Here is a 26,971-nt window from a genome sequence, read left to right on the forward strand (position 1 = left end):
AATCGTCCCATGATGTGGTTAATTAGTCCTTGGTGGTCGTTCCGGGTCACATATTGCTGAACATCAGAACGAAAATCTATTATTTTTCTGTCATTTACGAAGAGATCTGAAGTATAGCCACTGGCATGTCTTGGACGACCGGCTATTAATTCTAACTCCTCATCACTCAATTCTACATCTACATGCTCATCTAAAACCGTTGTTCCATAAATTTGCTGCAATAAATGATCGGGTGTAAATCCACCAATATTAGACATAGCCATTGATTCCACCTGGTTAATCGGTGGGGAGATGGGGAGGTGGGGAGGTAGGGAGGTAGGGACAAAGATAAAGATGTGTAGCATGATTTTCCGTATTTGGTATTAATTTACAGTAGTTATCTTCTGAACTTACACTGATCTAGGCTTACGCATTGACAAAAATCTGATTATGTGAATCAGACTTATTTGCTGCCCTTCCTTCTTTAATTAAGTGCAAGCAAAATCAACTTATGCATGAGTGAGATAGAAATGGGAAATTCTTGCTCGATCTGACTATTGCAGAACCGCACGGAAGTTGGCGCTAGAGTGTTATGCACACAAGAGTTGATTTGTAAAGTGCGTAAGTCCTATGATCAATAAGAGTTTAGCTATAAATAAATCTAAAGAAGAAAGCTTTGTCCAAAGTCCAATTGCCAATTATCACCTAGCCAAGCAGTAATGTTAGTGATATGTGGCTGAAGTTTTGCGATCATAGAAGCAAACCCTTCGGCTTTCTTTGCATAGTCAAAAGCTCGATCTAATGCCTTACCCACCTCGTTTTTATCTGGTTGTGGCTTATTTAGCTCGTCCTGGGCATCTTCAAAGGCATTGTCAATTTTACGACGGTCTGAGGTTTCTAACTTCGCTAGGATCTCACATAAGGCGTTGAGTTCTGCTTGTATATTGACGCTTGCAGGAATGCCTACACCGTCGCACAGATGCTTATCGCTTTCATTATCAGGGGGATTGGTTTTAAAGTACTCGCGCATAAAATTGCGCCCTTCCTTGAGTAAATACTCAAAATCCCATCTCCATAGTTTCACTGTGTTGTCAGCACTTGCAGAAGCCAGCATTTTACCATCGGGGCTGAAGCTGACCCCCAAAACCCCTTCTATATGCCCAGTTAGGGTTTTAATTTCTTTGCCAGTGGAGGTATCCCACAGTTTCACCGTGTTGTCAGCACTTGCAGAAGCCAGCATTTTGCCATCAGGGCTGAAGCTGATCCTATTAACCTCCTTTGTATGCTCAGCAAGGGTTTTAATTTCTTTGTCGGTGGAGGTATCCCACAGTTTTACCGTGTCGTCAGCACTTGCAGAAGCCAGCATTTTACCATCGGGGCTGAAGCTGACCCCCCGAACCGCATCTCTATGCCCAGTAAGGGTTTTAATTTCTGTGCCGGTGGAGGTATCCCATAGTTTTACCGTATTGTCAGCACTTGCAGAAGCCAGCATTTTGCAATCGGGGCTGAAGCTGACCCCCCAAACCGCATCTCTATGCCCAGTCAGGGTTTGAATTTCTTTGCCGGTAGAGGTATTCCACAGTTTCACCGTCTTGTCATCACTCGCAGAAGCCAGCATTTTACCATTGGGGTTGAAGCTAACCCACTTAACCCTTTCTGTATGCCCAGTAAGGGTTTTAATTTCTGTGCCGGTGGAGGTATTCCACAGTTTCACCGTGTGGTCATCGCTCGCAGAAGCCAGCATTTTACCATCGGGGCTGAAGCTGACCCCCCAAACCCAGTTTGTATGTCCAGTTAGGGTTTGAATTTCTTTGCCGGTGGAAGTATCCCACAGTTTTACTGTGTTGTCAGCACTTGCAGAAGCCAGCATTTTACTATCGGGGCTGAAGCTGACCCACCCAACCCCTTGTGTATGCCCAGTTAGGGTTTTAATTTCTGTGCCGGTGGAGGTATCCCATAGTTTTACCGTATTGTCAGCACTTGCAGAAGCCAGCATTTTACTATCGGGGCTGAAGTGGACTTCCCAAACCTGGCTTGTATGCCCAGTAAGGGTTTTAATTTCTTTGCTGGTGGAGGTATCCCACAGTTTCACCGTCTTGTCATGACTCGCAGAAGCCAGCATTTTACCATCGGGGCTGAAGCTGACCCCCCAAACCTCGCTTGTATGCCCAGTAAGGGTTTTAATTTCTGTGCCGGTGCAAGTTTCCCACAGTTTCACTGTGTAGTCAGCACTTGCAGACGCCAGCATTTTGCCATTGGGGCTGAAGCTGATCCTATGAACCTCCTTTGTATGCCCACTCAGGGTTTTAATTTCTGTGTCGGTGGAGGTATCCCACAGTTTCACCGTCTTGTCTTTACTGGCAGAAGCCAGCATTTTCCCATCGGGGCTGAAACTGACCCCCCAAATCCAGTTTGTATGCCCAGTAAGGGTTTTTATTTCTTGTCCGGTGGAGGTATCCCACAGTTTCACCGTGTGGTCATCGCTTGCAGAAGCCAGCATTTTACCATCGGGGCTGAAGCTGACCCCATTAACCGAGTTTGCGTGTCCTCCCAAAGTGTTGGGTGCGGCAACATTGTGAATTGTATTTAATAACGCCAGTTCTACCTGAGTGCGGGTATTTGCATCTACATTTGCACCTACCGAGAGTAAAGCAAGCATTTTTTCAGCAGCCATTACACTTGATTTGACAGCTTTCCGGCGATCTAAGTACAAAAATCCATCCGAAACTTGAGCTAGGGTATTAATTTGATTAATTTCCTCACTCCACCTTATGCGTTCTTGCTCCTTTTGTTCGCGATCGCGCAGTGCTACACTAGCTTGGATAAATTCTTGCTCCTCTTCGCACAGATCCTCTCGGCGTTGTTTCAGCTTTTCTTCCGCATCCGCCAACGCTACACCCCGCAACAATGCCCCTTCATCTCGCTGCGTCTGTTTCCATAGATCGATTCCTCCCCGCAACCGATCTTGCCAAGCACGAAAACTACGGTCTGTGTCCATCCATTGTCGTAATTCACTCCAATTGCGAATCAGTGCTTCATGGACAACCTCCACTGTTTCTTGATCCTCAGCATTACAACTAGTAACTACTAATCGCGCATCCGCCAATTGTTTCACCAATCTCCAGCTTGCTTCACCCAATTCGGCTTTCGTCGCCAATCGCCGCGTATCTTCCGTTCCTTCCCCTGGATGCACCAATTGGATGAAAATTCGCCGTACTTTTTCCTTCTCGTCATCTGTTAAGTTGCCATATTTTTCATCAGCATGGCGAGCTAGGGCACCTTTTACTTCACCAATATCCTCATAACCTGCATGAGTTAACTCTTTTCCCTTTCGCCGTTTCCACAATTCCGTTAATGCAAACTCCAACAGAGGTAAATTACCGGGTTCTGAATCTACATCATCCAAAATGCGTTTTACCAGTCCCTCTTGAAAAGTTACCCCCAACTTCTCAGCAGGCTTAACAATTACCTGCTCAAGTTCTTCACAATTCATCGACCTGATAAGCTTGATATCAGTTTTCAATAGATCCCCAAAAGGGGGATATAACAGAGCATTTCCCAAGAAATCTGCCCGCATTGTTGCAACTAGTACACGCTTGTGTTGTGATTGAGAAGGGCAAGATGGAAAGCTAGCTAATAAATTATCCAGGAAACTAAGGCGAATTTTCTGATCCGTGCATAGAGTGTAAATTTCTTCAAATTGATCGGCAATTAGCAACACCCGATCTGTTGGATGATTTTGGTGAATCTGGGCAAATACATCAGCTAGAGGAATTTGACCCTCGCCAAGAGCTTTTGACAATTTACGAGCTTGGATTATCTTATCAGTATGATCCAGATGGGGGGTATAAAGGGGAACTAGCGCCAACGCTAGAGCATGGAAAGGATCTGAATCGGGACGGAAGTGAGTAAATAGCCAGTGACCTTCATTTTGAAGTTTGGGCACTAATCCCGCCAGAACTATCGAAGATTTACCACTTCCAGAAGCACCCAAAACGGGTATAAAATTACAGGTTTGAGTCGCTGCGAAAAGTTCTCCTGTACATACCTCACGTCCAAAGAAAAACTCTGCATCATTGGGACTAAAGTGAAACAAACCGCGATAAGGACAAGGAAGATTGTCATCAGCAACTTCAGTAGATTCAACAGGTACTACCTGAGTATCTTCACGGTAATAGTAGTTGTATATTATTGATATACTACCTTCGACTGTACCAAATGCAGTACCGCCGTTCATCTTTCCAATAGATTGGTTTTTATTACCTCCTAAAACCTGTTGAATTTCACTTGAAGGCTGTTTCGGTTGAGTTTTTGGCTCAGTTGACATAAGTCCTAGCTACCTTCATTACATATTTACGTTGCCGTGTACTTTACCAATTGCCTTGGCATTACCCTCCATTTTTCCGATCGCTTGGTTGCCAGTTCCACTGACATATTGCTGAGTATTATCACCACCAGCCTCTGTAGTGGATTTTTCTGATAGAATTTGAGCAATTTCTGCTGCCAGTGTGGGTTCCCTTTCTAAAATTTTCTTCAGTTGTACCCGCAATGCAGTTTGTAAATCTTCATCTTCTGGGTCATTTGCTACATCCTTAGCTGCTTCCAAAGTCGCTGCTTTACCTTCTACCTTTGGTTGCAATTTACCCCAAATAACTGTCCCCTTTCGCCAAACATCCTCACCAAGCTTCTGGGATGCACCTTCCACCGCCTTATTGCCCACATTCAGTAGAAATGGCAGACAGGGCGTTAAAAATTTCACTAGTAACGAAATATCCATTGGTTTATGTGGTTTATCTATATTTATTCTTGTTTTAATAACTGGAATCTCGGCTTGGGAAAGGTTTTCTAGTTTAATCGCCACTAAACCTTCCTGAAAGGCTCTTTGAAATACATCTTGAATTTTCAAAGTTGCGTAACCCAATCCATCATAAAAACCTTGAGCGAACTGGATTGCCGATTGATCCTGAATCTGCTGGTTCATGCCAATGGCATAATTAACATATTTACTAATTGCCTCAGCAGATTTGACTGAGTGACAAGCATTTAATAGAATACAGTTTACATAATCCGCGTGTAACTCAAACAGCGATGCCAGCCCTTCTGGTGGCACAGCTTTGTTTTGTCCCTCATCATCTTCTAACAGCAAACTTCCATCTTCTAAACCGTGTCCGCAGAAATGGACAATTTGGGGTTTTTCTTCTGCGATCGCCCTGCGAATATCCTGGGGTCTAACAGCAGTCCTAATATCAACATCAAACATATCCCGCCTTACGGCACGTCGGATACATTCTTCAACTTCCCTAATTTCTTTATCCAAGCGCAAACCGTGGGGAATTGCTGCCAGAATCAAGATTTTTTGTGGCTGAGTAGTTTGTCCCTTAACCATCTCGCACCCTTGAAGAATATATTAAACCCTACCAAATTGGTAAGGGATAAATGCTACTTCAAAGCCAAATTTAATAATTCCGGAAAGCTGTTCTTTTTGCCATAATGCTTCTTTTACGTTATTTAATCGTTCTTGCTGTGGTGGCGAATTTAAAACGTCGGCTTAAGGTCTTTCCAGTTTCGCATTTATCGATTGGATGTCTCACACTAATTGCATTGATGAATCCAAGGCGAGACGCTGTTCCAGACACCTTATATTCTGAGTATTTCTTATTTTCCTCTGCTTAGAGTGATGAAAGAGCGTTAGTGTGCCGATATTGGTAATAGTTGCCACAGCTTATTCTCCCAACTGTTTCACACTAAATATTATTGTATGAGGTTGTCAGTGTGTCGGTGTCAATATCTATAGTTGTTTAAATCACCTAAATTTATTTATGGGGATGCCCAACAGTGTTGTGTGTTCTGACAACTGTGTTCTCCTTACCCCAGTGATAATCTGGATTGGAGAGAAATACTAAAGTGAAATTTATGAGCAAAAAACGAGTTCTTTCTGGAGTTCAACCAACTGGCAATTTACATTTGGGCAACTACTTAGGTGCTATTCGCAACTGGGTAGAAGGTCAAAGCCAGTATGATAATTACCTCTTTATAGCTGATTTGCACGCCATTACCGTGCCACAAGAGCCAGCGGATCTGGCAGCCAATAGTTACACCTTAGCTGCTCTATATCTGGCATGTGGGCTTGATTTAAACAACTCCACTATCTTTATACAATCTCACGTTTCTGCCCACAGTGAACTCACTTGGTTGCTCAACTGCATCACACCCCTCAATTGGCTGGAAGACATGATCCAGTTTAAGGAAAAGGCACTCAAGCAAGGAGAAAATGTGAATGTTGGCTTGTTGGACTACCCAGTACTCATGGCATCTGATATTTTGCTCTACAAACCAGATAAAGTCCCAGTCGGTGAAGACCAAAAGCAACATTTGGAGTTGACACGAGATATTGTCAATAGGTTTAATCACTTATTTGCCAAACCAGATCAGCCAGTGCTGAAGTTACCAGAACCGATGATTCGCAAGGAAGGCGCAAGGGTGATGAGTTTGACAGATGGAACTAAGAAAATGTCGAAGTCTGATCCATCAGAGATGAGCCGAATAAATTTACTAGATTCACCTGATGAGATTACAAGAAAGATTAAGCGCTGTAAAACCGATGCAATTCGTGGTTTGGAATTTGACAATCCAGAGCGTCCTGAAAGTAACAATTTATTAACATTGTATATGTTGCTTTCCGGCAAGACAAAGCAAGAGGTAGCGACTGAGTGTCAGGATATGGGATGGGGGCAATTTAAGCCTTTGTTTACGGACACAGTGATTGCAGCCCTTAAACCTATCCAAGACAAATATCAGGCCGTGATGGATGACAAAGGCTATCTAGAGTCAGTGTTGCGACATGGAAAGCACAAAGCAGAGGCGATCGCCAATCAAACTCTCGCCGAAGTAAAAGCCGCCATGGGCTACTCAGTACCACTGTAGCAATTTTAGATTTTAGATTTTAAATTTTAGATTGACGATCAATCAAAAATCTAAAATCCAAAATCTTCAATGCTATGTCGAATATCCATAACTCAATCCCCTTGACTGCCTTCCGGACAGCCGCACAAGCGGGTGAGTTTTTAGTGACTGCTGAAGTAGCTCCTCCCAAAGGGGGAGATCCAGCGCATATGATCAAAATGGCGGCGACCCTTAAGGGGAGGGTTCATGCCGTCAATATTACCGATGGTAGCCGCGCGGTGCTGCGTATGTGTTCAGTCGTGGCGTCGGCGATTTTGTTGCAAAATGGCATTGAGCCAATATGTCAGATTGCATGCCGCGATCGCAACCGTATTGGTTTGCAAGCCGACCTCATGGGCGCTCATGCCCTGGGTATCCATAACATCTTAGCTTTGACCGGCGACCCGGTCAAAGCAGGCGACCATCCCGACGCCAAAAGTGTATTTGACTTGGAAGCCGTGCGCCTGCTGCAATTGATTCACAAACTGAATCACGGTGTTGACTGCAACGAGCAACCCCTGAGTGATGGTGCGCTCGATTTATTTCCCGGTGCAGCGGTCGATCCGCAATGTGCTAGTTGGTCAGGTTTGCAAAGTCGGTTTGAGCGTAAATTAGCAGCCGGGGCGCAATTTTTCCAAAGTCAATTGATTACAGATTTTGAGCGGTTAGAAAAGTTTATGGACAAAATAGCCGTAGGCTCTCATAAACCGATTTTGGCGGGAATTTTTCTTTTAAAATCAGCAAAAAATGCACAGTTTATCAATCGGTGTGTACCGGGTGTAAATATTCCCCAGCACATCATAGATAGGTTGGCACAAGCAAAAGACCCACTTGAGGAAGGGATGAAAATTGCTGCCCAGCAAGTCCAAATAGCACGTCAATTGTGTCAAGGTGTTCATATGATGGCAGTCAAACGCGAAGATTTGATTCCGCAAATTTTAGATATGGCAGGCGTTACGGCAGTTATCTAACAGGAACCTAACAACGTATTTATTAGCAAAGCAGCTGGTTATCCCAGCTGCTTTGGTGTTAATTAAGTCTCTTGTAAAAGCCGATTTGTGAAAATGAAACTACAGATGTAGGCGCCCCGTAAACGATTGCATTTAATGTTTAATTTCCAAATTCAGGATGTAATGTCCCACTTGGAGTTCTCCCACCCACAATTCATATTCCACCCGCAAATACTCTGGCAAAGGGTGTCCGCTGAGTGTTACGCTACGAGTAAAATTACGCAAGCGAATAGGTTTATTATGTTGTGATGAATCAGTTGGTAACCAATAGCAAGTCACGCCATAAACCCCCTGTTCCCAAGAGTGACGGTAATTCAACTGAGCATTACCTTGCATAGTCATGATGATTCTTTGAGGAGAAATCTCCAACCACAAAATTCGTCCACCGTTGGGGACATTAGCATTGCCTTGCTCTTGGCACGGCACTTTCTCTAAATTGAAAAAGTTGCCCACTTCACAATTTTTTAGAGACGGTGTAGTCAATAGTAAATGGAATCGGTTGTGGTCTTTTTGATAGAGTGTCACTGCGGTTTCGACCACAGACCAAATTGGTAGGTCTGTGGAAGTAAGTGATAGGTATACCGACTTGCAATGATGAGTGAGCATGGGAGTGATAAGAAATAAAAATCAATCAACAAAATTTACTTAATTCATCGGTACTAATAAGTTCACAAAGGATCTATACCAAACCCTTCGCCTTGAGTTACGGAAAACTGCATAACCTCGTTAACGCCTATTAGGGTTATAGGTGCTGGGGCAAAGATGTTATACAATTATCCCTAATGAGGATTAATATTAAGGTAACTATTACTTTTTTTTCTTTAAAAATTGTGTAAAATAAAGTACTATAACCATCCGGTTTGAGTTGTGAGATTTTTCGTGTTCGCGCAGCGTCTCGGAACATCGCAAGTAAATGAACTACAACGCGCTTTGTCTAAAAGCCAGACAGAGAGGAAATTTGACTCCTGAGTTCTGAGTTCTGCTGTAACGATACCAAGCTGTTAGTAGGAGAGGATGTGCTGCTAGGATTTATCTTGGACAGGACAGAGGTTTGACAGTGAATCAATGTGCAGAGAAACTCCTTGCTTGGTATGACCATCATCACAGACCACTACCTTGGCGTCAGGAGATAAACATTTATCACACCTGGGTGTGTGAGGTCATGAGTCAACAAACGACTCTGGCTGTGGTTGTGCCAAAATTCTCAGAATTTGTCAAGCACCTCCCCACTGTTTACGACCTTGCGACTTGTGATGAGGAGAAACTGCGTCAACTCTGGTCAGGGTTGGGCTATTACGCTCGTGCCCGCAATTTAAACAAAGGTGCAAAGTTTATTGTTGAGCAGCTTGATGGTTATTTTCCGCAATCTTATTGTGAGTGGCTCAAAATACCTGGCTGCGGTCCTTACACAGCGTCTGTGATTGCAAGTATTTGCTTCAATGAAAAAGTTGCCTGCGTCGATGGCAATGTCGTGAGGGTTGTGAGTCGTTTGCTTGCTTTATCTAAGGATGTATGGAGTTCGTCTGGGCAATCAGCCATTCAAACCCATGTTGCTCAGATGATTCCTGAAGAACGTCCTGGTGATTTTAACCAAGCAATGATGGAGTTAGGAGCAACTGTTTGTCATAAATCGAAACCTCTGTGCCTTTTGTGTCCAGTACAGCAACAGTGTCTAGCTTTTGCACAAAATTGCATCGAAAGCTGTCCTCCTAGAAAACCACGGCGTGATGCTGTCGATGTGGAGTTATTTGCTTTGCTCGTTTGGAGAAAGGCAACTGATACACTTGCTATTGCAAACAGAACAAAGGGATTTCTGTCCAACACTGTCGGGTTCCCCTTAATTGCAGCAATTGAAGTCTCAGAAGCTAAAAAGGTTCTTCAATCTCTGCAAGATCTTCAACTTTTTGAACTACCAAGCAGATTTTCACATAGTATCACTCATCATCGTATTTCTGGAAAGATTCTCCTCGCGCAAGAGGTTGAAAACCCAAGCATCACGACAGAGAGTGTTCCTTGGCGCAAACTAAGTTTGCCGCAATCCTTTTACTGGGTTTCAAGGAGTCTTATTGCTTCAAAACTTTCCACTGCATTGGACAATAAGGTTTTTAAGCTTTTTCAGAACTATCAGGACAAAGCAAGTTGAGATTGCCCAAGATTTGTTGTTGACGCTTTATTAAGAAAAGAAACCGTACTCCTAATTGGAGTGCGTTTTTTTCAAATTTATCTTCTATGCACAAAAGCTTTATCGTGAGTGCTGAAATCCAATTTGATTTTTTGCCAAAAACCGCTCGTAATCTTCTGGTGTATCCAGGTCGAGGGCACCCTCTGGGAAAGCAATAGTAAAAACTTCCTGAGCATACTGTTTAATAACCTGTCTTGCACCAGCAGTACCATTAAGCGTAGTGAGCTTTGAAAACAAAGTGCTGTTGAATAACGCAGGTACACCCCAGGTTCCTGCATATTCTGAAGCAACAATTTGCTGACCTGTAGCCCAGTAGCTCTCAACCAGGCGATTGATAATTTGAGTGGAGACAAACGGCTGATCGCACAGCATCAGCACAACAGCTTCTACATCTGGTTTAATGACATTGAGGGCTTCTATGCCAGATCGAATTGAGGTGCTCATCCCATTAGACCAGTCTAGATTTTCGACAGTGTGTACATCGAGCAGCTCCAACTCTGGTTTAATGCGTTCAGCGTGTGCCCCCACCACAACAATAACGGGGTTGCAGACCGAAGAAGTCGCCTCCTCAACCAGATGACAAAGTAGGCTCTGCTGTTGATACTTGAGCAGTTGCTTCGGTGTGCCCATGCGGGTGGATGCACCCGCCGCCAGGACAATTAGACCGACACCAGACATGTGAGTTCCTCTTGTGGGGAATGAATCGGTTCGGTGCGTTCTCTAAGAGAGCTACCGCAACGATTAGCAACAACGGCTTGAATCTCCGATAAAATGGAAAGGGCAATTTCCTCAGGGGTGTTAGCACCGATGTCAAGACCGACCGGACCGTAGAGACGACGCAATTGGTCGAGTGCTGGCATGAATCCAGAGGCTTGTAAGTCTTGAAGTAATCGCTCTCGTCGAGTTTTCGGTCCCAGCATACCAATATAACGCACAGGGGACGGCAGCAGAGTTCGCAGCAGGGCTAAATCGTGGACGTATTTGTGAGTCATCACCACTGCCACCATGCGTGGATTGAGAATAAGATGTGCCTCAAGGTCTTCTGGATTGCAGAAAATGATCTTATCTGCTAAAGGAAAGCGATCGCGTGTTGTGTAACCTGGTCGGTCATCAATCACCGTGATATGCCAACCAAGTTGTTTCGCAAAATGTACAAGCGGAATGGCATCGTGACCTGCGCCAAATATCAGCAAGGGAACAGGTGGTTGAATCACTTCCAAGAGAACTTCGGCAACACCATTAGCGAGTAAGTAGGATTCAATGCATGAATGCCCGTTTTGTAACACTCGTCGGGCATCCTCTAATACCTTTTGGGCAAACTGACACTCTTCAATGTCGTGTACTACAGTGCCATCTTGTTTTAAGAACAGCCTTGAGGCAACTTTTGCCTGGGTTTCTCCCTGTACATGAAAGATAGTAGCAATCACTCCTAGTTGATGTTGATCAAAACAGTCGGCGATGAACTCAACTTGACTGCTTGCAGAGGCATCACTGAGGGATTCAATGAGCACAGACACCACTCCATTGCAGCCAAGACCGAAGCCCCACACAATATCATCGCTGGAGGTGGTATCATATTGCACTACTATTGGCTTGCCTGAGTAAAACATCACTCGTTGTGCCCGTTCAAATACATCACTCTCTAGACACCCGCCGCTAATAGCACCAATCATTTGACCATCATCGGTGAGCAGCATACGTGCGCCCGGTCTACGATAGACAGAGCCGCTGGTTTTGACAACAGTCGCGAGGGCAGTGCGCTGACCAGACCTTTTATATTGCTTGAAGACTGTGATGATGTTCTGTAGTTCTTTCATGGCTGCAATATGATGAAACTCATTAGTTGTGGAGCATAGCGATCGCCCTCTATCCTAGAGCGGTTCTCATCCGGATGAAGTACAGCCTCATCTGTGTGCATCTGTGTACCTTGCGGGAAGCCCTATGATTGACGCCACGCCTTGCAATTCCTTTTCTCAACTTGCTGGCAACAGGTAACGGCGTCCTATGAAGAGTGGGACTATACATTTATTTACTACTGTATGCTCAATTTACCTATTTTTTTAATATTTGTCACTCCCTGAGGATTCTTGTTTTGTGTAAACAAAAGACCTAACTGGTGCTAGTGTAAAAAAAATTAACAATATTAAAGGCTTGTAAAATATTTTACCTAAGTTAGAAAGCAAGTTTGTTAAAAACGACAGGGAAGCAATGCCACGCCGTAGATCTGTTAACCCTGCTAGCATACGGTCTTTGACCTCTAACTTACCGAGCTTTTTTTTGACATAAAAATGGACTGTACTTTCGGTGATATCGAAGGTACTGGCGAGTTCCTGATTGCTTTTGCCTGTTGCCATCAGTTGCAATACTTCGCGTTCGCGTTCGCTCAGTTCGGGACTGCCCTCTAGGTCTGCGTTTTGATGAAACCTCTGTTGATTCTCGAATTGCCTAGCAATATTCATTGCATCCGTGGTAGATCTACTATCAGTATTTCTGTAACATCTACCGAAAGAAACATAATTACTGTGCCAAAACTAAAACCTTTGAAGCTACAGGAACAAACAGAGCCGAAGCCATATCCGCAAGCTCTAGTAAGCCAATCAAGCGGCTTTAGGACAGAATCAATAGCTTTTAGAAAAGCTCCATTGATCGGAAGCATCTTCAGTTGACAACAGCAATCAAACAACTAGCACACAGAAGGAACAATGTTCACCAGAAGACAACTTCTAATAGCGAGTGCGGGGTTAGGAGCAGGACTTCTCATCCCAGGGATGTTAAAGCCAAAGAGAACCATTGCAGCCTCGCCATCACTTTCAAAATTTACCGAGTCTCTGCCTATCTCCTACGCAAGTGCGCCGCCTAGCACCTTGACAATCGCCTCGAGTTCACACTCGTTCCACAGTAGCCTGGGAGCCACGCCTACCTTCGGGTACGGTGGTTTCTCATACCTTGGTCCGACTTTCGAGGTCACAAAGGGGACTCCAGTTAGCATTACCGCAGTCAACAACCTTGGTTCCCACCCTTTGGCAGGGGCGCTCGATACGTCGTTGCATGGCGTACAGCAGTCCGATGCAACTAACCCACGGACAGTAATACACCTACACGGTGCCAACGTAGAAGCCGAATACGACGGTTATCCGGAGGATACGTTCCTGCCCGGACAGAGCTATGAGTACAAATTCAACAACAATCAAGAAGCCACAGCGCTGTGGTATCACGACCATTCACTCGGCATCACCGGTCAGAACATTCAAGCTGGGTTGGCTGGGATGTACCTGATTAGGGACACCGACGATCCTGTGGGTGGCAATGGACCTCTCGGTATCCCTGCTGGAGCTCCCTATGAGGTGCCGCTGCTGATCCAAGACTTGTCGTTTAACTCCGATGGTTCGCTGTACTACCCATACCCTTGGGATGATGTCTTTTACGGTGACGTTGCTGTCGTCAACGGTAAGGCGTGGCCAAATCTCAATGTTGATCGAACAGTGTACCGCTTCCGGATCGTCAACGCCTCAAACTCCCGATTCTACAATTTCAAGCTGTCGTCAAAGCAGCAGCTGATTCAAATTGGCAGCGACCAAGGGTTCCTGAACGCTCCAGTGTATCTGTCTGAATTGCTACTCGGTCCCGGCGAACGGGCTGACGTGCTGATTGACTTCTCCAGCAGCCAGCCAGGAGACAAGATCGTCTTGGAAAATGACGCTGCTGCGCCGTATCCAAAGGGTTTATCCACACTCATCAATCAGAATTACGCCAAACTGTCAGAAATCATGCAGTTTACGGTGAACCAAGGTGCTGCCGTTTCTAAAACTATCCCCACTCAACTGCGAGTCAACAAACCACAGATAACGCAGATTACGACTCCGCCAGTGCGACAGCGTTACCTGACGTTAACGGATATCGTGGACAGTAATAATATTGCCTTGGCGATGATGCTCAACGCCGTCTACTGGGATGAAGCGGCTAAATACCCAGAGTTGATGGAGCGACCACAGGTAGATACTGTAGAGCAGTGGAACTTCATTAATCTTCAGCCGTTCGCCCACACAGTACACTTGCATCTGGTGCCGTTTCAGATCCTGAATCGGCAATCGATCAGTTATGACCAGTACATCGCAGCATATAGCGCCACTGGCCCGCGTACGGTACTCATAGACCACGCATATGCACCAACAGTGCCATATGGTTACCCACCAGTAGACCCTACTCCTTATACGACAAGTTCGGCAACACCGCCAGCAGAAAACGAGGCTGGTTGGAAGGATTCGGTGGTCGTCAACGCGTTCGAGGTTGTCCGCATTATCGTCCCGTTTGGTGCTAAAGCTGCAGAAAACCTGCCTTTTGGCAACTCATTCACCGGGCGATACGTGTGGCACTGCCATATGCTAAGTCACGAGGATAACGAGATGATGCTGCCCTTTGACGTGGTAGCGTAGCCTCTACCGAAAGCTGTTCGCTCCACACAAATGAGAATCTGAGCAAGCTGCTCAACTACGCCTGGGTTGTTTTTCCTGCTTATCACAATGCTTTGGAAAAAAAAGGAGGATGGAATGAACGTTGACAAAAAACTAGCAGCTACTATCTCTGGCGTTGTCTGCTTTCTGACAACTATGAGCGCTGCTCCTGTTTTAGCCGCTACTTTTAATTTTTCTTACACTGGTGTGAGTGTTATCTCTCCTACTGACACTGTCACTGCCAGTGGGGTACTCACAACCGACCCTTACGACCCAGCCACAGATACTTATCAGATTACAGATATTACTGGGACAAGAAATGGAGTGGAAATTGACTCGTTGTTATCTCCAAATACATTTCCTGATAACAACAATGTCTTATACGCTGACTCTCTGCAATTGGATGAATTTGGATTTTCTTACACTGCAGGAGGTATGTCATATAACGTATTTGACACTTATCAATACATAGAAATAGGTTATACAGGGACTGACTATGGTGATTCTAGTACCATACCAGTTAATATAGCTTATCCACTAACCTCTTTTTCCATAACGCGTGTTACGCCTGTGCCCGAATCTTCCTCAATGTTAGGCATACTAGGCATAAGTGTTTTAGCTGGAGGTAGTTTGGTCAAACGGCTCCACCCGAATTTCTCACGAGCTAGTAAAAATTCATCAAAATTGTCGTAAAGTCGTTGAATGACATCACCAAGACGGAAACTCCCACAAGTGTTGCTCTGTTATACTTAGATCAACACTTGTGCTTCGTACCACAGGAATATATCCGACCAAGGCAGGTGTGGGTTTGCTAGCAGCATTGCTTTGCCAGTTGCGGATCGCGATGGGGTGATCGCCCAACCATTACACATGCTTTCGGCTTCTGCTCACTCATGCCTGCAACCTGCTCTCAGTTGACGACAAAAGTAAAAGTAAAATAGAGTACCCGGTGTAGGTGAGCCAGTACGTCTTCTGCCTTGACTGGCAATACAACTTCTACCTTGTCGTCTATATTTTCTTATTTCTTCAGTAAGAACTAATAATACACTATTATTTCTACTGTTGTAAACCCTTACGCAGATATAGAGCAGTCATCAGAAAATTTGCCAAGTTCCCTACCAACAATTATGAGTTATGAATTAATTTAAAACTCATCACCCAAAACTCTCTCAAAATGTCCAAAGAATTTGCTATTGGTAGTAAAGTTCGCGTTGTGGCACTACCGCCCTATGTGAAAACTGCTGAACCCATGCCCATGCTGCGCCCCCCTGATGTGATTCACCTTGGTGAAGAAGGTATAGTTCTTGACCGCCGTCCCGGTGGGTATTGGGGCATTCGCTTTGCCAAAGGAGCCTTTCTCCTTGATAGCCAATATATCGAAAGCGTGGAAAGCACTTCAGAATCTCAAGAATATGAGAATGGCAGCCAGCAACTGTAAACTTATTTTAAGTTCTGTTTCTGTGCATACATAATGATTTCACGTCGCACTTTTTTGAGCATATTATTTGCCATCTGTTTGGCTGTCATCAGTTGGTTCAATTTTGCCCCAACGGCTGATGCTCTAGGTGGCAAACTTCCTGCAATAAATCAACCTGCGCCAGACTTTACTTTACCAACCAACACTGGCGACGGCAAACTTGCCCTCTCTGACTTGCGCGGTCAGTGGGTAGTCCTCTACTTTTATCCCAAAGACTTTACCCCTGGTTGTACCATAGAAGCCCGTCGCTTTCAGCAAGACTTGCCCAAATACATAGAAAAAAAAGCTCAAATTGTTGGCGTCAGCGCTGACGATGTTAATTCCCACGCTGAATTTTGCGATTCAGAAGGACTAAAATTCCCCCTGTTAGCTGATACCACTGGTGCAGTCAGCAAGGCTTACGGTTCTTGGATGAGCTTTGTTTCGGTGCGCCACAGCTTTATCATTGACCCGAACGGTATTTTACGCGAGACTTTTGTCAAAGTCAATCCAGCTATTCACAGTAAAGAAGTTCTGGCGCGACTTGAGGAGTTGCAAGCAGCTACTTCATAAGAGGTCGTTGTCAACCGTTAGCTTTTTTTACTGGCGATTGACTTGTTCCCAGGTTCTACCTGGGAATGTCTTGCCAGAGGCTCCTTAAAACAGATGAAAAAGTAGCTCATACTATTTACAGCTATTTTCAGGTAAATAAACCACACTGTAAGGGCGTTCGATTATGGTTCAAATACATGAAAACTGCCGTAAGCTACATTTCTCGATGGTTTCTGATTCTTGCGGCGCTTTGTAGAATAAAGTAAAAAGGCAAAATTTTTTCTATTTGCCTCAATGGCTGCTAGCTGCACAGAAAGGCTACTATGGACTTTGAACCCCAAACCACTGCCCGAACTGCTTCACAAAAGGTAGAATTTGCTCAACCCCCAGCGCTTCGTAAGCCTTTGGAATTACTACGAAACACAGAAGGTTTGCTGCGCCGTCCCGCAGTTGCAGCAATTGTGCCGATTTTGTCACCAAAGGCGGCTAGGCGTGTGGAAGCTGCTTCGTCTGTAGCAGAGGACTCTTTAAAAGAGTTAGCAGAGATTGATCTAGAGAAAATTAGCGATTGGGAACTGCGACCTGCACGCATTCGGGTTGGGTTAAGCTTTGTAGGGTTTGGGGCTTTGATGATAGTTGTGCTGTTGCTGTACTTGAATACGCTGCATCCAGAACTCAGTACAGTTCAGCAAATTGGGAAGTATTGGTATCAATATATTTGGTTTGTCTGTTTGGGTGTAGCGGGGATGTTTCTGCTTGGTAGAGAAGCGATGCGTTCTGCTCAAGAGCAGCAATCAGACCAACGGTGAAAATCTGCCCTCTACACCTGCTTATAGAACCCATTTGAGATCTTTGAGGTGAAGAAGTAAAATCGGCACAAACAGTAGAATAGAATCAGGTCAGGGCGAAAAATGGGATATTCAAGCGACGTGACAGACTTGGAATGGGAAATTATCGAGCCGTTATTGCCGACCAAGAAGAAAACAAGACCTCCTGTGTGGACAAAGAGGCAAATATTGAACGGGATATTTTATCAACTTAAGAATGGTTGCAACTGGGCAGACTTACCCAGAGATTTGCCGCCCTATTCTACTGTGTTCTGGCATTACAAGCAGTGGTGTGAAGATGGCATCCTGGACTCAATTATGGCTAATTTACATCAGGGAGTGCGTGAACAAGTAAAAAAAAACCACACTGGACAACCCTGATCCTGATTGATTCACAAGCGGTCAAAAATACTTGTAATGCCAGTGTTGAGTCGAAAGGGTTTTGTTTTTACAAAGCAACCAACGGGATTAAAAGACATCTAGCAGTGGATATATTGGGTTTCCCTTTCTTCACTCACTGCACCACCGCCAACGTATCTGATGACCAGGGGTTGATTGAAATGCTCTCACAAAATATCGATTATTTCCAATCTAAACCACTGGAATTGCCCAAAACAACTATCTTGGTAGATCATGGCTATCATCCTGAAAAAATTATCCCGGCCTTAGAGCAAATTTATCCCCAGATCATGACCAAAATCCAATTTGAACTCTCTGCCAAGCCATCAAAAGCTGAAAAGCAAGCCAAAGGACAATCCGGATTTGTTCCGGTGGCTGCTAGATGGGTGATAGAGAGATCCAATGCTTGGGTAGAGCGATGTAAAAGTTTAGTCAAAAACTTTGACCGCACACTCGCTCGTGCCAATGCCAAGCTCAAACTTTGTTTTATCCGATTGATGCTCAAACGATTAGCTGCTAGCTAGCAAAAAGATCTCAAATGGGTTCTATAAACTCCAGCCTAAAGCATGGGCAACTTGATTTGCAAGTTCCAAAGGATTAAAGGGTTTGGCGATCGCTGCTGTTATGCCTATCTGAGCATAGCGGCGTCGGTCAGAAGCTTGTATCTTCGCTGTTAATAGAATCACTGGAATAGCTTGAGTTGCAGGATTTGCCTGTAGCTTTTGAAAGGTTGTCAGACCATCCATATCTGGCATCATCACATCCAACAAAATCGCATCTGGTTGGCAATTTTCGGCTTTAGTAATGCCTTGTTTGCCCGAACTTGCTGTTAGTACCTCCCAGCCAGCTACTGTCTCCAGGCAAATCTTGGTTACTTCTTGAATGTACTGCTCATTATCAACCACCAGAATTCTCTTTGTTGTCATTGCTACTATCCTGTTGGAAATTGTCAGCCATCCCCTGAAGTAAATTCATGGCTTGCTCTTCAAATTCTTGATCTGTCACTTGCCCTTTACAGCCGTCCCGTTGAGAGAACTGTCCGTTGGGTAATGGGGAGATGAGGAGTTTGGCTGTGGGGGAATAGGGAAGTGGGGAATAGGAAAGTGAGAAAGAGTAAAGTAAAAGGTACTGCCTTCTCCAAGCACACTTTCAACCCAAATGTGTCCGCCATGGTGTTGCACAATACTCTTGCAAATTGCTAAGCCTAAACCAGTACCATCATGGTTGCGGGAATCTGAGGAGTCAACCTGTTGAAAGCGTTCAAAAATACTATCAAGCTTATCAGATGGAATACCACGCCCCTGATCGCGAATTGTGAATAATATGACAGGGGATGGGGAGGAAAAGGGAGTGGGGGGAGTAGGGTCAGTAGGTTCCTCCTTATCCCCTGGAATTTCGGCACTTAACCAGACTGTAGAACCAACGGGCGAAAATTTGACGGCATTACTTAAGAGGTTAGTGAGAGTCTCGACAATGCGATCTGGGTCTACCCATAACTGTTGAGATAAGCTAGAAACGGCAAGGGTAATTCCGGCTTTGTCCGCGAGAGGTTGGATCACATTCACCGCTTTTGCAATCAGATCAGCAATATTGCACAATTGTTTTTCCTTTTTCACTTGGCCGGACTCAATACGCTCAATCTCAAGGATATCGTTGATCAACCTGACCAAGCGTTCGGTACTATCCACAGCAATGTGCAATAAGCGCTTCCCCTGTTCTGAGTTTGGCTCAATTAAACCACTGGCTAGCATTCCAAGAGACCCATGAATCGAAGTTAAGGGCGTGCGGAGTTCATGGCTGACGACAGAAACAAACTCGTCCTTCATCCGTTCTACTTGCTTGCATTCGCTAATGTCGTGCAAGTAAACTGTGTATACGATTTCTTCCCCTAACTTTAACTTAGAGATAGAAGCCTCTGCGGGAAATTCTGTACCATCTTTGCGACGACCATAAATCTCACGACGTTCTCCCATCCTGCGGGCTACTTTTGCGGATTCACCAAAATCTATGACATGCACATGATGTGCTTGGGCATATCGCAATGGCAACAGAATATCTAAGGGTTGTCCAAGAACCTCTTGTGCCGAGTAGCCAAAAATTTTTTCGGCTCCTTGATTAAATAAGGTAATGCATTGATTGCCATCAATGGAAATAATTGCGTCATCTGCAATTGATACAATGCCAGCAAACAGAGCTTGAGAGTTTCGCAGTTCTTCCTGTGTTCGCTGGTACTCATTCAGTTCTGATTTAGCCTGGTTGGTTTGGGTTATGCACTGTCGCAGTTTAATTCGTTCAAGACGATTAATAATACGAGTCACCAATTCCGGACCAACGATAGGCTTGCTGACAAAATCATCTGCACCTGCTGCAAACACTTGATTAACGATGTTGGCATCGCTATGAACCGTTAAAAATAGAATTGGCAACTCACTCCAGCATGGGTCATGGCGAACTACTTTGCAAATTTCTATACCATTTACTTCAGGAATTTCTACGTCTAAAATGAGCAAATCTGGTTTAACAGCTTCTAAAGTTTCCCAGAAGCGTTGCGGGTCTTGGAGGGTTGTTACCTTGATTCCCCAAGGACTGAGCAAGGTTTGCAACACTGCGCCTATTTTGGGGTCATCGTCAACAACTAGTACGTGAGCCTCTGCATAGGGAGCATTTTGTAATACTTGGGTGACTGCCTCTAGTACCTGTGAAATAGGCATGGGCTTTTGCAAAAAGGAGTGCGTACCACTGCGAGCGACTTGTAATCGATTGGTGAAATCGCTTTGCTCAGTAAAAACAAGCACTGGGACGGGGGGTTTTCGTTGGTTTAATTCTGCCAACAAGCTAAAGCTGTCCTCATGATTGGGGAAAGCGCTGGGGTCAATGAGCACAACACTGGGATGTTCATGATAGAGTTGATGCCGTGCCTGTTCGATGGTAGTAGCAATTGCAACTTTTAACCCCCATTTGACAGATTCTTTTTCGATTTCTTCAGCTAGAGTGCATAGATGTGGAACATCTTGCCGATAAGCATCGTGGTCAACTACCAACAGCAAGGATTGCTCATCACCAGTTGCAGACAAAGATAAAGTTTCATTGTGGTTTTGCTCAAGTTCTTGGCGCAGTTGCTTTACTAAAGCGCACAACTCGTTCGTTTCATCTGGAGTTAACGCTTTACTAGATTTCAGCAAATGCTCAATTTTTCTTGCTACTTTTGAGCCAACACAAAAACCAAAAGTGCCCAATGACCCAGCCAGTGTATGGGCTTCTTTTTGTGCTTCCTTGCGAAGTTTTTGAGTCAGAGCTTTTTGGGCTGAAGCACGAGCAGTTTCCTCCAGCAGACTCACCTGTTCATCAACCCGCCCTTTAAATCTGTTCCAAACTCCAGCGACTCCCACCAGTGTTTGCTGTTGAGTTTCATTAACAGGGGCGGGGGTCAGGGGGTGAGGGGGTACTTCTGCCTTATCTCCCTCATCTTCCCCACCTGTTGCTCGCTTTGCTTGGGCTTGTTGCTTAAGCCGATAGCCGATTCCATACACTGTTTCAATGAGATCGCCAGATGCTCCTACAGCTTTTAGTTTCTGTCGTAAACCTTTAATATGGGTGCGAACGGCTTCTTCACCTGGAGTGTCTTCATAAGACCAGAGATGTTCCAAAATCATGCCACTGCTAAATACGCGGCGATTATTTCTTAAGAAAAGTTCTAGCAGTGCATATTCCTTTGGAGTTAACGACAAATGCTTTTCTGCATAAGTTACTTCGCAGCTTTTAGGATCAAGCTGCAAATTCCCCCAACTGAGCACTGGTTGTGATGCCACACTACCGCGACGCAATAGCGCTCGTATACGAGCAACTAATTCCTCTTCATCAAACGGTTTAACGAGATAATCATCTGCGCCTGCATCTAATCCAATAGCCTTCTCGTGACTACTATCGCACCCAGTCAATAGCAAGATTGGCATCCGCAAACCTTTAGACCGGATTTGTCGGCAAAGGCTGATTCCGTCTATCTTTGGCAAAATGACATCAAGAAGTATTAAATCGTAGTCAAACGTTTCAATTAAATCCCATGCTGCCTGACCATCACAGGCAACTTCGACAACATAGTTTTGGTTGGTCAGAACAGCGGCGAGAGCATGGGCAACAAGTTGATCATCTTCTACAACTAATATCTTCATTGCAAAAACTTAATTTATAAAAATGAAGCCTAATGGTTAGCAACTTTAATCCAAATACAAGTATAAACAAGTATAAAGAAGCCGTATCAATATTGATTTTAGAAGAGCTACTGTAGATAATTAACCTTCCTGTATAAATGTCACAGATAAGTTTACAAACCTTAAGAATAAAAAACCCTCGAATTGATTCGAGGGTGTTATGCAAGGAACAATTGGAAACTTATTTTCTAGAGAGGCAGATTAGGTAGATTAGCAAAAATCTATCGTTGTTACAACCTTAGGTAAATTTTGTTTACACTCCTATCCACCCAGTTATAGCCTCCCGCTTGTTCAAACAAAGGACATTGCTCTTTTCTCTTTTCTCAAGCTTGCTAGGAAATTCTGTGATATAAACCTCTGGTAATGAAGTACACTTTTGCTCACTCAACACTGGCATGGCTTGCCAGCAGCTACGGCAAAACCAGTAAACTTCCTGATGACGAATATGGCGTAACAGTGGACGGGAGCAGCAAGGACAGTTATTCATAATTTTTTAAGATTTTTGTACTAAATGTATTCTTCGTAAATTAGGGCAGTGAGTTGAGAACCAAATAGAAACCGGACAACAAACTTTTCTTCATGCCTTAAGAGTAAATTGCAATTGTGAGGAACTTGTGAGACACACCCAAAATCTTCTATTTTTTGTAATATATGTACATAATCTATCAGTCATAACCTCTAGAGAAATATCAGTTTAGAGAGGTTTTTGTTGACCGATATCTTCACAAAATTCTCAACTTTTATTCCTATAATCATAAGTATTGGACAAGCGAAGCATTTGCTTACTGTATAGCCCTCTCAGCTTGATGTGTCATAAGGGAGCAAAACAATGGTAGAAGCAGCGGTTTATCCAAAACCCCCCCCCCAGAAGTCTCTAAAGACAAAGCTTTTGTATTGCCTTTAGGTGAAGTTGGTATTGCAGAGATTCCCTTAGTCGGTGGCAAGAATGCTTTTTTGGGAGAAAGGAATAATAACTATGTTTCACAAAATTCTCGTTGCATTAGACAATTCTGAGATTGGTCAGCATATTTTCGATGAAGCTCTATCTTTGGCAAAAGCAGTTCATGGAAATGTTATGTTGCTGCACATTCTCTCTCCCTTTGATGGGGGATATTTAAACCCTGTGTTACTGCAACCTAATGGTGTTTACTCAAATTTACATACAGAAGCTGTTAATAAATATATGCAGCAATGGGAACAACTGAAGCAACAGAGACTAGATATGCTGCGCTCTTTTGCCGAGCAAGCAAACAAAGCAGGTGTCATAACTGAATTTTCTCAAAATCTTGGCGATCCAGGTCAAGTGATTTGTGAAGTTGCTCGGAATTGGCAGGCTGACTTGATTATAGTGGGTCGTCGGGGTCGCCGGGGTTTAAGTGAGTTTTTCCTTGGTAGTGTCAGCAATTATGTGCTGCATAATGCTTCCTGCTCAGTTTTGACGGTACAAGGACCAATTCATGGTACTACGGAAGCTCCTCAAGTTACCCATGCAGCTTCAGCTTAGTTTTACTTACAGTTTGATAGATGAGGGAAGGTAAGCCTTCCCTCATTTACTTTTTAAATCTAAACTATATGAATTACCAATTAGCTCATCACAAAATTCTTTTCTAAATTTTTGCAAAAATTCAAGTTATTAGCAATACGCTTAATAGAATTACTTATGTCTATTTTGAAGATTTTAGAGGAAAAATCAGCGGATTCAGCTTAAACTAGTTGCATGATTTTCTCAATAGAAGCTGTTGTATTAACCATCACAGACAGCCTTTATATTATAATTCTTTTTTTAATTTCGGCTGGAAACTATATCAATTCAATATTGTGTTGCATATCGATGAGTCTCACGCCTAGTTACAATATATTTAGTGTCGATGGCTCACTCAAGCTGTGTTACCTCACAGGTGCGCTGCTTCCATATGAGCGGCGTATATGTAAAGTAAAGAGTCCAGAGTAGAAAGTCAAAAACCTTGGGCTTTGTACTTTGGATTTTGGAAAGTCAAGATGAGTAGAGTTTATTTGACTATATTGACGTTAGATTATTTTTTGTCAAGGTGAAAAACCAGTACAAGTTATCTATTGTCAATTTTCCCAAAAAGACAAAATTTGAAATTCAGAGGTATCAATGAATCTTGCTGCTTTTAATAAGGCAAAAAATAAATATAAATTACCCATAGAGCAACCACACTTGCAAGAGAAACGCCCACGTATAAATACTGAGCACAAAGAAGAAGATACGAAAATGCCAGACACTAGGGCTGATCAATGCATTTTTACTAGTTCAAATCGTGGTCGAGTAGCTATTTTCATTGATGGAGCAAATTTATTTAATGCTTGTTTACAACTTTGTATTGAAATTGACTACGCTAAACTTCTTTATTGTTTAACTGAGAATGCAAGGCTTTTGCGTGCTTTCTTCTACACTGGAGTTGATCGCCCAAATGAAAAACAACAGGGTTTTCTGCTCTGGATGCGTCGGAATGGGTATCGAGTCGTCACTAAAGATTTAGTACAGCTTCCAGACGGTTCTAAAAAAGCCAAACTGGATGTAGAAATTGCTGTAGATATGATGAATTTGGCTCCTTACTACGATACTGCGGTGTTAGTCAGTGGTGATGGAGATTTAACATATGCGGTTAATGCTCTTTCCTACCAAGGAGTTCGGGTTGAAATTGTCAGCATACGCTCAATGACGAGCGACAGCTTGATTGATGTTGCTGATGACTTTATTGACATAGATACAATCAAACAATACATTCAAAAAGTTTCCAATCCTTGCTACAACTACCGACCCCTGTCGAATTCTGGTTTGTGACAAGTGGATTTTCAAAACACGGTGTACCTTAGACTTGGCTAGAGTCAATAGAAATATAACAAGAGTTTTGTAAAAGTTTTGACCACGATTTATTTGTAAATCTAGGCTATTATTGTATTGCGGCATTTAAAACAGAATACATCCGTCAGAACTCAGAAGTAAAACAGGCTTTATATCCGGCTTTGAGACCGAAGTTTTGTACCGCACTCATCCGCAAACCGCTGTAAGTTTATCTTCAGCACAATTGAGCCACAGTCTGACTCCTTTTGTAGCATAGATACCTCTTTCCCTGGGTTATTCTGATACAGTAGCGTTTCTTTTTTTCTGAGGATGTGTAGCATTTTTGTCAAAGATTATTTGACTTTTTGATGATGAAAATTTGGTAGAGAAATTTAAGCAGAACTGCTGAGTAATGGCAAACAAAGCCAATAGATTTACACTTGAGTTTGTTCTGTACTTATGTAAATGCCTTTATACCCAAGATGTTTGGTCTAGTTTTAGAGTAGTATGAGTTTGGCTCGATTTTACTTAGGATATACAGCGCATTGCAAGTCAGTGAAGTACAATCGTGAGGTCTAAAAGCCAGACACAGAGCAAATTTTATTTCTGACTTCTGACGGATGTATTCTGCTGTATGAATTTTTTATGACCAAGCTTTAAACTTTAGACTACACAAAGGTTGGGATAGTTACGATTATTGAGTAGAATTCCTGTTTCTTTCAATTTTGCGCCAAATTAGGTGTATGTACCGATTTGAGCGTTTTCAAGGTTATATTAACATTTAGCTAACTCATAAATGAATTGTTGGCGTCTATTTCAACATATGGCAGTTGTTTTGCAAATCTCTAGCTCATGCTAATAAATTTTTGGAATGAGTCTAGGTGTTTTTTGAATCTTAGATAATTCAAGGAGTCGCTACAGTGAACAAGATGCAATTGGCTTTGGTTATTAGTTACCTGCTGATGACGGGCTATTTTTTTATCACCTGGTTAAGATTTTCCCTCCGTCATCCTAGTGCTTCTCCAGAAGACACATTTTTGTCTTTTGTATTATTTCTGATCACGACTGTTTTATGGCCCATTGTTCTTCCTCTATCTTTTGTAGAAATCTTGAGGACACGGAAAGTAGAGTTTAGTACTGTGATTCCTGTTATTGTTTTCATCTCTGCATTCAGTCTAGCTTTTTACATGGGTTAGCTACTTCAAGCTTAGTTTTTGCTATTGGCACTAGCGCTGCCTTTGGGTGTCATAATTGTTCCAGATGGAACCGACTGCCAAGCAGCTGATACATGAGGAATCATCCGCCACAAGCAACCTGCACGTAGGATGTAGAAAATCCCATTGACAACCTCACACATATCTATTTTTAAATGCACCCTCAGAGACTTGCTAGTGATCAGAAGCGAGATAGCCGCCTGCGAACGTCTCTTGGTTCTGGGGGAAAACGGGTGCTCACACCAAAGAACTTGTTAACAGGTTTTGGTTCTCTTGAAAAGTGGGCGATGCGCGAACGCGAGTGCGTATCCTCTGGACTCAGCCCCGCTGGAAGCGATGCTCCTTTAGGAACCGCCCCTTTGGCGATGGGCTACGCCCCGCCTTTGGCGATGGGCTACGCCCCGCCTTTGGCGATGGGCTACGCCCCGCCTTTGGCGATGGGCTACGCCCCGCCTTTGGCGATCGCCTCATCATCGTTACTATTATAAATTGCACAATAGTGTTAAGTTCCTCCTCTTGTTCCTTAAACACATGGTATATATCCCAATTCTGTTGAAGATTCAAGCAAAACAGTGGGCTATTGCCAAAAAACTTTGATAATCGTAGGGCGGTACTTAAGGTAATACCACGCTTTTCATTCACAAGCTTATTGATTCGTTGATAAGAAAAATGAAAATTATGCCTTTTGATAGTGCCACCCTACTTCTGAAGTCGTGTTTTTCTCGAGAATTTGAATTTCTCCACAGGGATTCCACTATTGAAGCCTATCTTCCAGGTATAGTCATTAAATACTAATACACTCGAGCAGTCAGATTGATTAGAACTTATAAGTGTAGTTCCAACAAACAACACTTTCCAGTAACATAGTTCTGTGTTGTTTTGAAGTCACAACTTGAAGCCATAGCTTTTGACTCACTGATAAAACAGGAAACAGTCCATCTC

Annotated in this window: 26 protein-coding genes and 2 pseudogenes; 14 read left to right on the top strand and 14 right to left on the bottom strand. The window is 43.6% G+C overall.

The features are described from left to right. The 3 genes from MAS10914_RS35030 to MAS10914_RS35725 all read right to left on the bottom strand — a co-directional run. The coding region (locus MAS10914_RS35030) for a hypothetical protein (RefSeq protein WP_198014988.1) at nt 1-344 on the bottom strand (344 nt) is incomplete at its 3' end. Nucleotides 345-640: 296 nt separating this feature from the next. Continuing rightward, nucleotides 641-4,306: an nSTAND1 domain-containing NTPase gene (locus MAS10914_RS0119425; protein ID WP_017317618.1), complete on the bottom strand. Its 3,666-nt coding sequence runs from the start codon at nt 4,304-4,306 to the stop codon at nt 641-643. An 18-nt stretch (nt 4,307-4,324) separates the two neighbouring features. Beyond that, complete coding sequence (locus MAS10914_RS35725) at nt 4,325-5,365, bottom strand: CHAT domain-containing protein (RefSeq protein WP_017317619.1); 1,041 nt, start codon at nt 5,363-5,365, stop codon at nt 4,325-4,327. 527 nt (nt 5,366-5,892) lie between these two features. On the opposite strand from MAS10914_RS35725, the gene trpS reads away from it, so the two are divergent. Further along, on the top strand, nt 5,893-6,903 hold the full coding sequence (gene trpS, locus MAS10914_RS0119435) for a tryptophan--tRNA ligase (protein WP_017317620.1): 1,011 nt from the start codon (nt 5,893-5,895) through the stop codon (nt 6,901-6,903). 74 nt (nt 6,904-6,977) lie between these two features. Beyond that, nucleotides 6,978-7,892: a methylenetetrahydrofolate reductase gene (locus MAS10914_RS0119440; RefSeq protein WP_017317621.1), complete on the top strand. Its 915-nt coding sequence runs from the start codon at nt 6,978-6,980 to the stop codon at nt 7,890-7,892. Nucleotides 7,893-8,024: 132 nt separating this feature from the next. Here MAS10914_RS0119440 and MAS10914_RS0119445 read toward each other — a convergent pair whose 3' ends face one another. After that, nucleotides 8,025-8,537: a hypothetical protein gene (locus MAS10914_RS0119445; protein ID WP_017317622.1), complete on the bottom strand. Its 513-nt coding sequence runs from the start codon at nt 8,535-8,537 to the stop codon at nt 8,025-8,027. 451 nt (nt 8,538-8,988) lie between these two features. Between MAS10914_RS0119445 and MAS10914_RS0119450 the strand changes: the two genes are divergently transcribed. Then, on the top strand, nt 8,989-10,074 hold the full coding sequence (locus tag MAS10914_RS0119450) for an A/G-specific adenine glycosylase (RefSeq protein WP_026082675.1): 1,086 nt from the start codon (nt 8,989-8,991) through the stop codon (nt 10,072-10,074). 99 nt (nt 10,075-10,173) lie between these two features. Here MAS10914_RS0119450 and MAS10914_RS0119455 read toward each other — a convergent pair whose 3' ends face one another. The 4 genes from MAS10914_RS0119455 to MAS10914_RS36245 all read right to left on the bottom strand — a co-directional run bounded on the left by MAS10914_RS0119455 (nt 10,174) and on the right by MAS10914_RS36245 (nt 13,081). Beyond that, complete coding sequence (locus MAS10914_RS0119455; protein ID WP_017317624.1) at nt 10,174-10,791, bottom strand: nucleotidyltransferase family protein; 618 nt, start codon at nt 10,789-10,791, stop codon at nt 10,174-10,176. After that, entirely contained in the window at nt 10,773-11,930 is a 1,158-nt protein-coding gene (locus MAS10914_RS0119460; protein ID WP_017317625.1) for an XdhC family protein, read from the bottom strand. Before MAS10914_RS0119460 ends, MAS10914_RS0119455 begins: the two co-directional genes overlap by 19 nt. Before the next feature lie 243 nt (nt 11,931-12,173). Then, nucleotides 12,174-12,572, bottom strand: a complete 399-nt coding sequence (locus tag MAS10914_RS0119465; RefSeq protein ID WP_017317626.1) for a response regulator transcription factor — start codon at nt 12,570-12,572, stop codon at nt 12,174-12,176. A gap of 380 nt (nt 12,573-12,952) precedes the next feature. Beyond that, the gene (locus tag MAS10914_RS36245) at nt 12,953-13,081 is read right to left on the bottom strand and encodes a hypothetical protein (protein ID WP_269635065.1); all 129 of its coding nucleotides are present in this window, start codon (nt 13,079-13,081) and stop codon (nt 12,953-12,955) included. A gap of 52 nt (nt 13,082-13,133) precedes the next feature. Between MAS10914_RS36245 and MAS10914_RS0119475 the strand changes: the two genes are divergently transcribed. Together MAS10914_RS0119475 and MAS10914_RS0119480 are read left to right on the top strand one after the other, a co-directional pair. Next, the gene (locus MAS10914_RS0119475; protein ID WP_232224192.1) at nt 13,134-14,546 is read left to right on the top strand and encodes a multicopper oxidase family protein; all 1,413 of its coding nucleotides are present in this window, start codon (nt 13,134-13,136) and stop codon (nt 14,544-14,546) included. 114 nt (nt 14,547-14,660) lie between these two features. Beyond that, complete coding sequence (locus tag MAS10914_RS0119480; RefSeq protein ID WP_017317629.1) at nt 14,661-15,257, top strand: hypothetical protein; 597 nt, start codon at nt 14,661-14,663, stop codon at nt 15,255-15,257. 1 nt (nt 15,258) lies between these two features. Here the strand turns inward: MAS10914_RS0119480 and MAS10914_RS34395 are convergent. Then, a pseudogene (locus tag MAS10914_RS34395) lies at nt 15,259-15,576 on the bottom strand (penicillin acylase family protein); the annotation flags it as partial. 162 nt (nt 15,577-15,738) lie between these two features. On the opposite strand from MAS10914_RS34395, the gene sipA reads away from it, so the two are divergent. The 5 genes from sipA to MAS10914_RS0119505 all read left to right on the top strand — a co-directional run bounded on the left by sipA (nt 15,739) and on the right by MAS10914_RS0119505 (nt 18,322). Beyond that, the gene (gene sipA, locus MAS10914_RS0119485; protein ID WP_017317630.1) at nt 15,739-16,002 is read left to right on the top strand and encodes a regulatory protein SipA; all 264 of its coding nucleotides are present in this window, start codon (nt 15,739-15,741) and stop codon (nt 16,000-16,002) included. Between the two features lie 33 nt (nt 16,003-16,035). After that, nucleotides 16,036-16,593 carry a peroxiredoxin gene (locus MAS10914_RS0119490; protein ID WP_017317631.1) on the top strand — a complete coding sequence of 186 codons (558 nt, stop codon included), beginning with the start codon at nt 16,036-16,038 and terminating at the stop codon, nt 16,591-16,593. Between the two features lie 302 nt (nt 16,594-16,895). Continuing rightward, the gene (locus MAS10914_RS0119495; protein ID WP_017317632.1) at nt 16,896-17,381 is read left to right on the top strand and encodes a hypothetical protein; all 486 of its coding nucleotides are present in this window, start codon (nt 16,896-16,898) and stop codon (nt 17,379-17,381) included. Nucleotides 17,382-17,483: 102 nt separating this feature from the next. Then, nucleotides 17,484-17,780: a transposase gene (locus MAS10914_RS0119500; protein ID WP_017314682.1), complete on the top strand. Its 297-nt coding sequence runs from the start codon at nt 17,484-17,486 to the stop codon at nt 17,778-17,780. Between the two features lie 5 nt (nt 17,781-17,785). Further along, nucleotides 17,786-18,322 carry a transposase gene (locus MAS10914_RS0119505; protein ID WP_232224257.1) on the top strand — a complete coding sequence of 179 codons (537 nt, stop codon included), beginning with the start codon at nt 17,786-17,788 and terminating at the stop codon, nt 18,320-18,322. A gap of 21 nt (nt 18,323-18,343) precedes the next feature. Here the strand turns inward: MAS10914_RS0119505 and MAS10914_RS0119510 are convergent, their stop codons facing one another. The 3 genes from MAS10914_RS0119510 to MAS10914_RS32985 all read right to left on the bottom strand — a co-directional run bounded on the left by MAS10914_RS0119510 (nt 18,344) and on the right by MAS10914_RS32985 (nt 22,493). Continuing rightward, nucleotides 18,344-18,724: a response regulator gene (locus tag MAS10914_RS0119510; protein WP_026082676.1), complete on the bottom strand. Its 381-nt coding sequence runs from the start codon at nt 18,722-18,724 to the stop codon at nt 18,344-18,346. A 75-nt stretch (nt 18,725-18,799) separates the two neighbouring features. Beyond that, nucleotides 18,800-21,967: a response regulator gene (locus MAS10914_RS0119515; protein ID WP_017317635.1), complete on the bottom strand. Its 3,168-nt coding sequence runs from the start codon at nt 21,965-21,967 to the stop codon at nt 18,800-18,802. Nucleotides 21,968-22,259: 292 nt separating this feature from the next. Next, nucleotides 22,260-22,493, bottom strand: a complete 234-nt coding sequence (locus MAS10914_RS32985) for a hypothetical protein (protein ID WP_071599839.1) — start codon at nt 22,491-22,493, stop codon at nt 22,260-22,262. Nucleotides 22,494-22,982: 489 nt separating this feature from the next. Between MAS10914_RS32985 and MAS10914_RS0119520 the strand changes: the two genes are divergently transcribed. From MAS10914_RS0119520 to MAS10914_RS0119530, 3 genes are all read left to right on the top strand, one after another. Further along, nucleotides 22,983-23,510, top strand: a complete 528-nt coding sequence (locus MAS10914_RS0119520; RefSeq protein ID WP_017317636.1) for a universal stress protein — start codon at nt 22,983-22,985, stop codon at nt 23,508-23,510. A gap of 615 nt (nt 23,511-24,125) precedes the next feature. Next, complete coding sequence (locus tag MAS10914_RS0119525; protein WP_017317637.1) at nt 24,126-24,815, top strand: LabA-like NYN domain-containing protein; 690 nt, start codon at nt 24,126-24,128, stop codon at nt 24,813-24,815. 929 nt (nt 24,816-25,744) lie between these two features. Beyond that, nucleotides 25,745-26,011 (top strand): hypothetical protein, encoded by a 267-nt coding sequence (locus MAS10914_RS0119530; RefSeq protein WP_017317638.1) that lies wholly within the window; start codon nt 25,745-25,747, stop codon nt 26,009-26,011. Between the two features lie 11 nt (nt 26,012-26,022). On the opposite strand, the gene MAS10914_RS33595 is transcribed toward MAS10914_RS0119530, so the two are convergent. After that, nucleotides 26,023-26,172 carry a transposase gene (locus tag MAS10914_RS33595; RefSeq protein WP_017317639.1) on the bottom strand — a complete coding sequence of 50 codons (150 nt, stop codon included), beginning with the start codon at nt 26,170-26,172 and terminating at the stop codon, nt 26,023-26,025. Between the two features lie 12 nt (nt 26,173-26,184). On the opposite strand from MAS10914_RS33595, the gene MAS10914_RS34400 reads away from it, so the two are divergent. Further along, entirely contained in the window at nt 26,185-26,517 is a 333-nt protein-coding gene (locus tag MAS10914_RS34400) for a hypothetical protein (protein ID WP_017317640.1), read from the top strand. Nucleotides 26,518-26,569: 52 nt separating this feature from the next. Here the strand turns inward: MAS10914_RS34400 and MAS10914_RS36250 are convergent. Beyond that, nucleotides 26,570-26,719, bottom strand: a pseudogene (locus tag MAS10914_RS36250) (helix-turn-helix transcriptional regulator); the annotation flags it as partial. Nucleotides 26,720-26,971: the final 252 nt, after the last annotated feature.

Origin of the sequence: Mastigocladopsis repens PCC 10914 (genome assembly GCF_000315565.1) — a bacterium.
GTDB lineage: Bacteria > Cyanobacteriota > Cyanobacteriia > Cyanobacteriales > Nostocaceae > Mastigocladopsis > Mastigocladopsis repens.

Excerpts from the sequence above, each read along its gene's own strand:
- MAS10914_RS32985 (WP_071599839.1), bottom strand. The coding sequence starts at position 22,493 with ATGAATAACTGTCCTTGCTGCTCCCGTCCACTGTTACGCCATATTCGT.
- MAS10914_RS0119525 (WP_017317637.1), top strand. The coding sequence starts at position 24,126 with ATGAATCTTGCTGCTTTTAATAAGGCAAAAAATAAATATAAATTACCC.
- MAS10914_RS0119425 (WP_017317618.1), bottom strand. The coding sequence starts at position 4,306 with ATGTCAACTGAGCCAAAAACTCAACCGAAACAGCCTTCAAGTGAAATT.
- MAS10914_RS0119530 (WP_017317638.1), top strand. The coding sequence starts at position 25,745 with ATGCAATTGGCTTTGGTTATTAGTTACCTGCTGATGACGGGCTATTTT.
- MAS10914_RS0119490 (WP_017317631.1), top strand. The coding sequence starts at position 16,036 with ATGATTTCACGTCGCACTTTTTTGAGCATATTATTTGCCATCTGTTTG.
- sipA (WP_017317630.1), top strand. The coding sequence starts at position 15,739 with ATGTCCAAAGAATTTGCTATTGGTAGTAAAGTTCGCGTTGTGGCACTA.
- MAS10914_RS0119460 (WP_017317625.1), bottom strand. The coding sequence starts at position 11,930 with ATGAAAGAACTACAGAACATCATCACAGTCTTCAAGCAATATAAAAGG.
- MAS10914_RS0119455 (WP_017317624.1), bottom strand. The coding sequence starts at position 10,791 with ATGTCTGGTGTCGGTCTAATTGTCCTGGCGGCGGGTGCATCCACCCGC.
- MAS10914_RS0119515 (WP_017317635.1), bottom strand. The coding sequence starts at position 21,967 with ATGAAGATATTAGTTGTAGAAGATGATCAACTTGTTGCCCATGCTCTC.
- MAS10914_RS0119500 (WP_017314682.1), top strand. The coding sequence starts at position 17,484 with ATGGGATATTCAAGCGACGTGACAGACTTGGAATGGGAAATTATCGAG.
- trpS (WP_017317620.1), top strand. The coding sequence starts at position 5,893 with ATGAGCAAAAAACGAGTTCTTTCTGGAGTTCAACCAACTGGCAATTTA.
- MAS10914_RS0119510 (WP_026082676.1), bottom strand. The coding sequence starts at position 18,724 with ATGACAACAAAGAGAATTCTGGTGGTTGATAATGAGCAGTACATTCAA.
- MAS10914_RS0119480 (WP_017317629.1), top strand. The coding sequence starts at position 14,661 with ATGAACGTTGACAAAAAACTAGCAGCTACTATCTCTGGCGTTGTCTGC.
- MAS10914_RS33595 (WP_017317639.1), bottom strand. The coding sequence starts at position 26,172 with ATGTGTGAGGTTGTCAATGGGATTTTCTACATCCTACGTGCAGGTTGC.
- MAS10914_RS0119465 (WP_017317626.1), bottom strand. The coding sequence starts at position 12,572 with ATGAATATTGCTAGGCAATTCGAGAATCAACAGAGGTTTCATCAAAAC.
- MAS10914_RS0119440 (WP_017317621.1), top strand. The coding sequence starts at position 6,978 with ATGTCGAATATCCATAACTCAATCCCCTTGACTGCCTTCCGGACAGCC.
- MAS10914_RS0119445 (WP_017317622.1), bottom strand. The coding sequence starts at position 8,537 with ATGCTCACTCATCATTGCAAGTCGGTATACCTATCACTTACTTCCACA.
- MAS10914_RS0119520 (WP_017317636.1), top strand. The coding sequence starts at position 22,983 with ATGTTTCACAAAATTCTCGTTGCATTAGACAATTCTGAGATTGGTCAG.
- MAS10914_RS34400 (WP_017317640.1), top strand. The coding sequence starts at position 26,185 with ATGCACCCTCAGAGACTTGCTAGTGATCAGAAGCGAGATAGCCGCCTG.
- MAS10914_RS35725 (WP_017317619.1), bottom strand. The coding sequence starts at position 5,365 with ATGGTTAAGGGACAAACTACTCAGCCACAAAAAATCTTGATTCTGGCA.
- MAS10914_RS0119495 (WP_017317632.1), top strand. The coding sequence starts at position 16,896 with ATGGACTTTGAACCCCAAACCACTGCCCGAACTGCTTCACAAAAGGTA.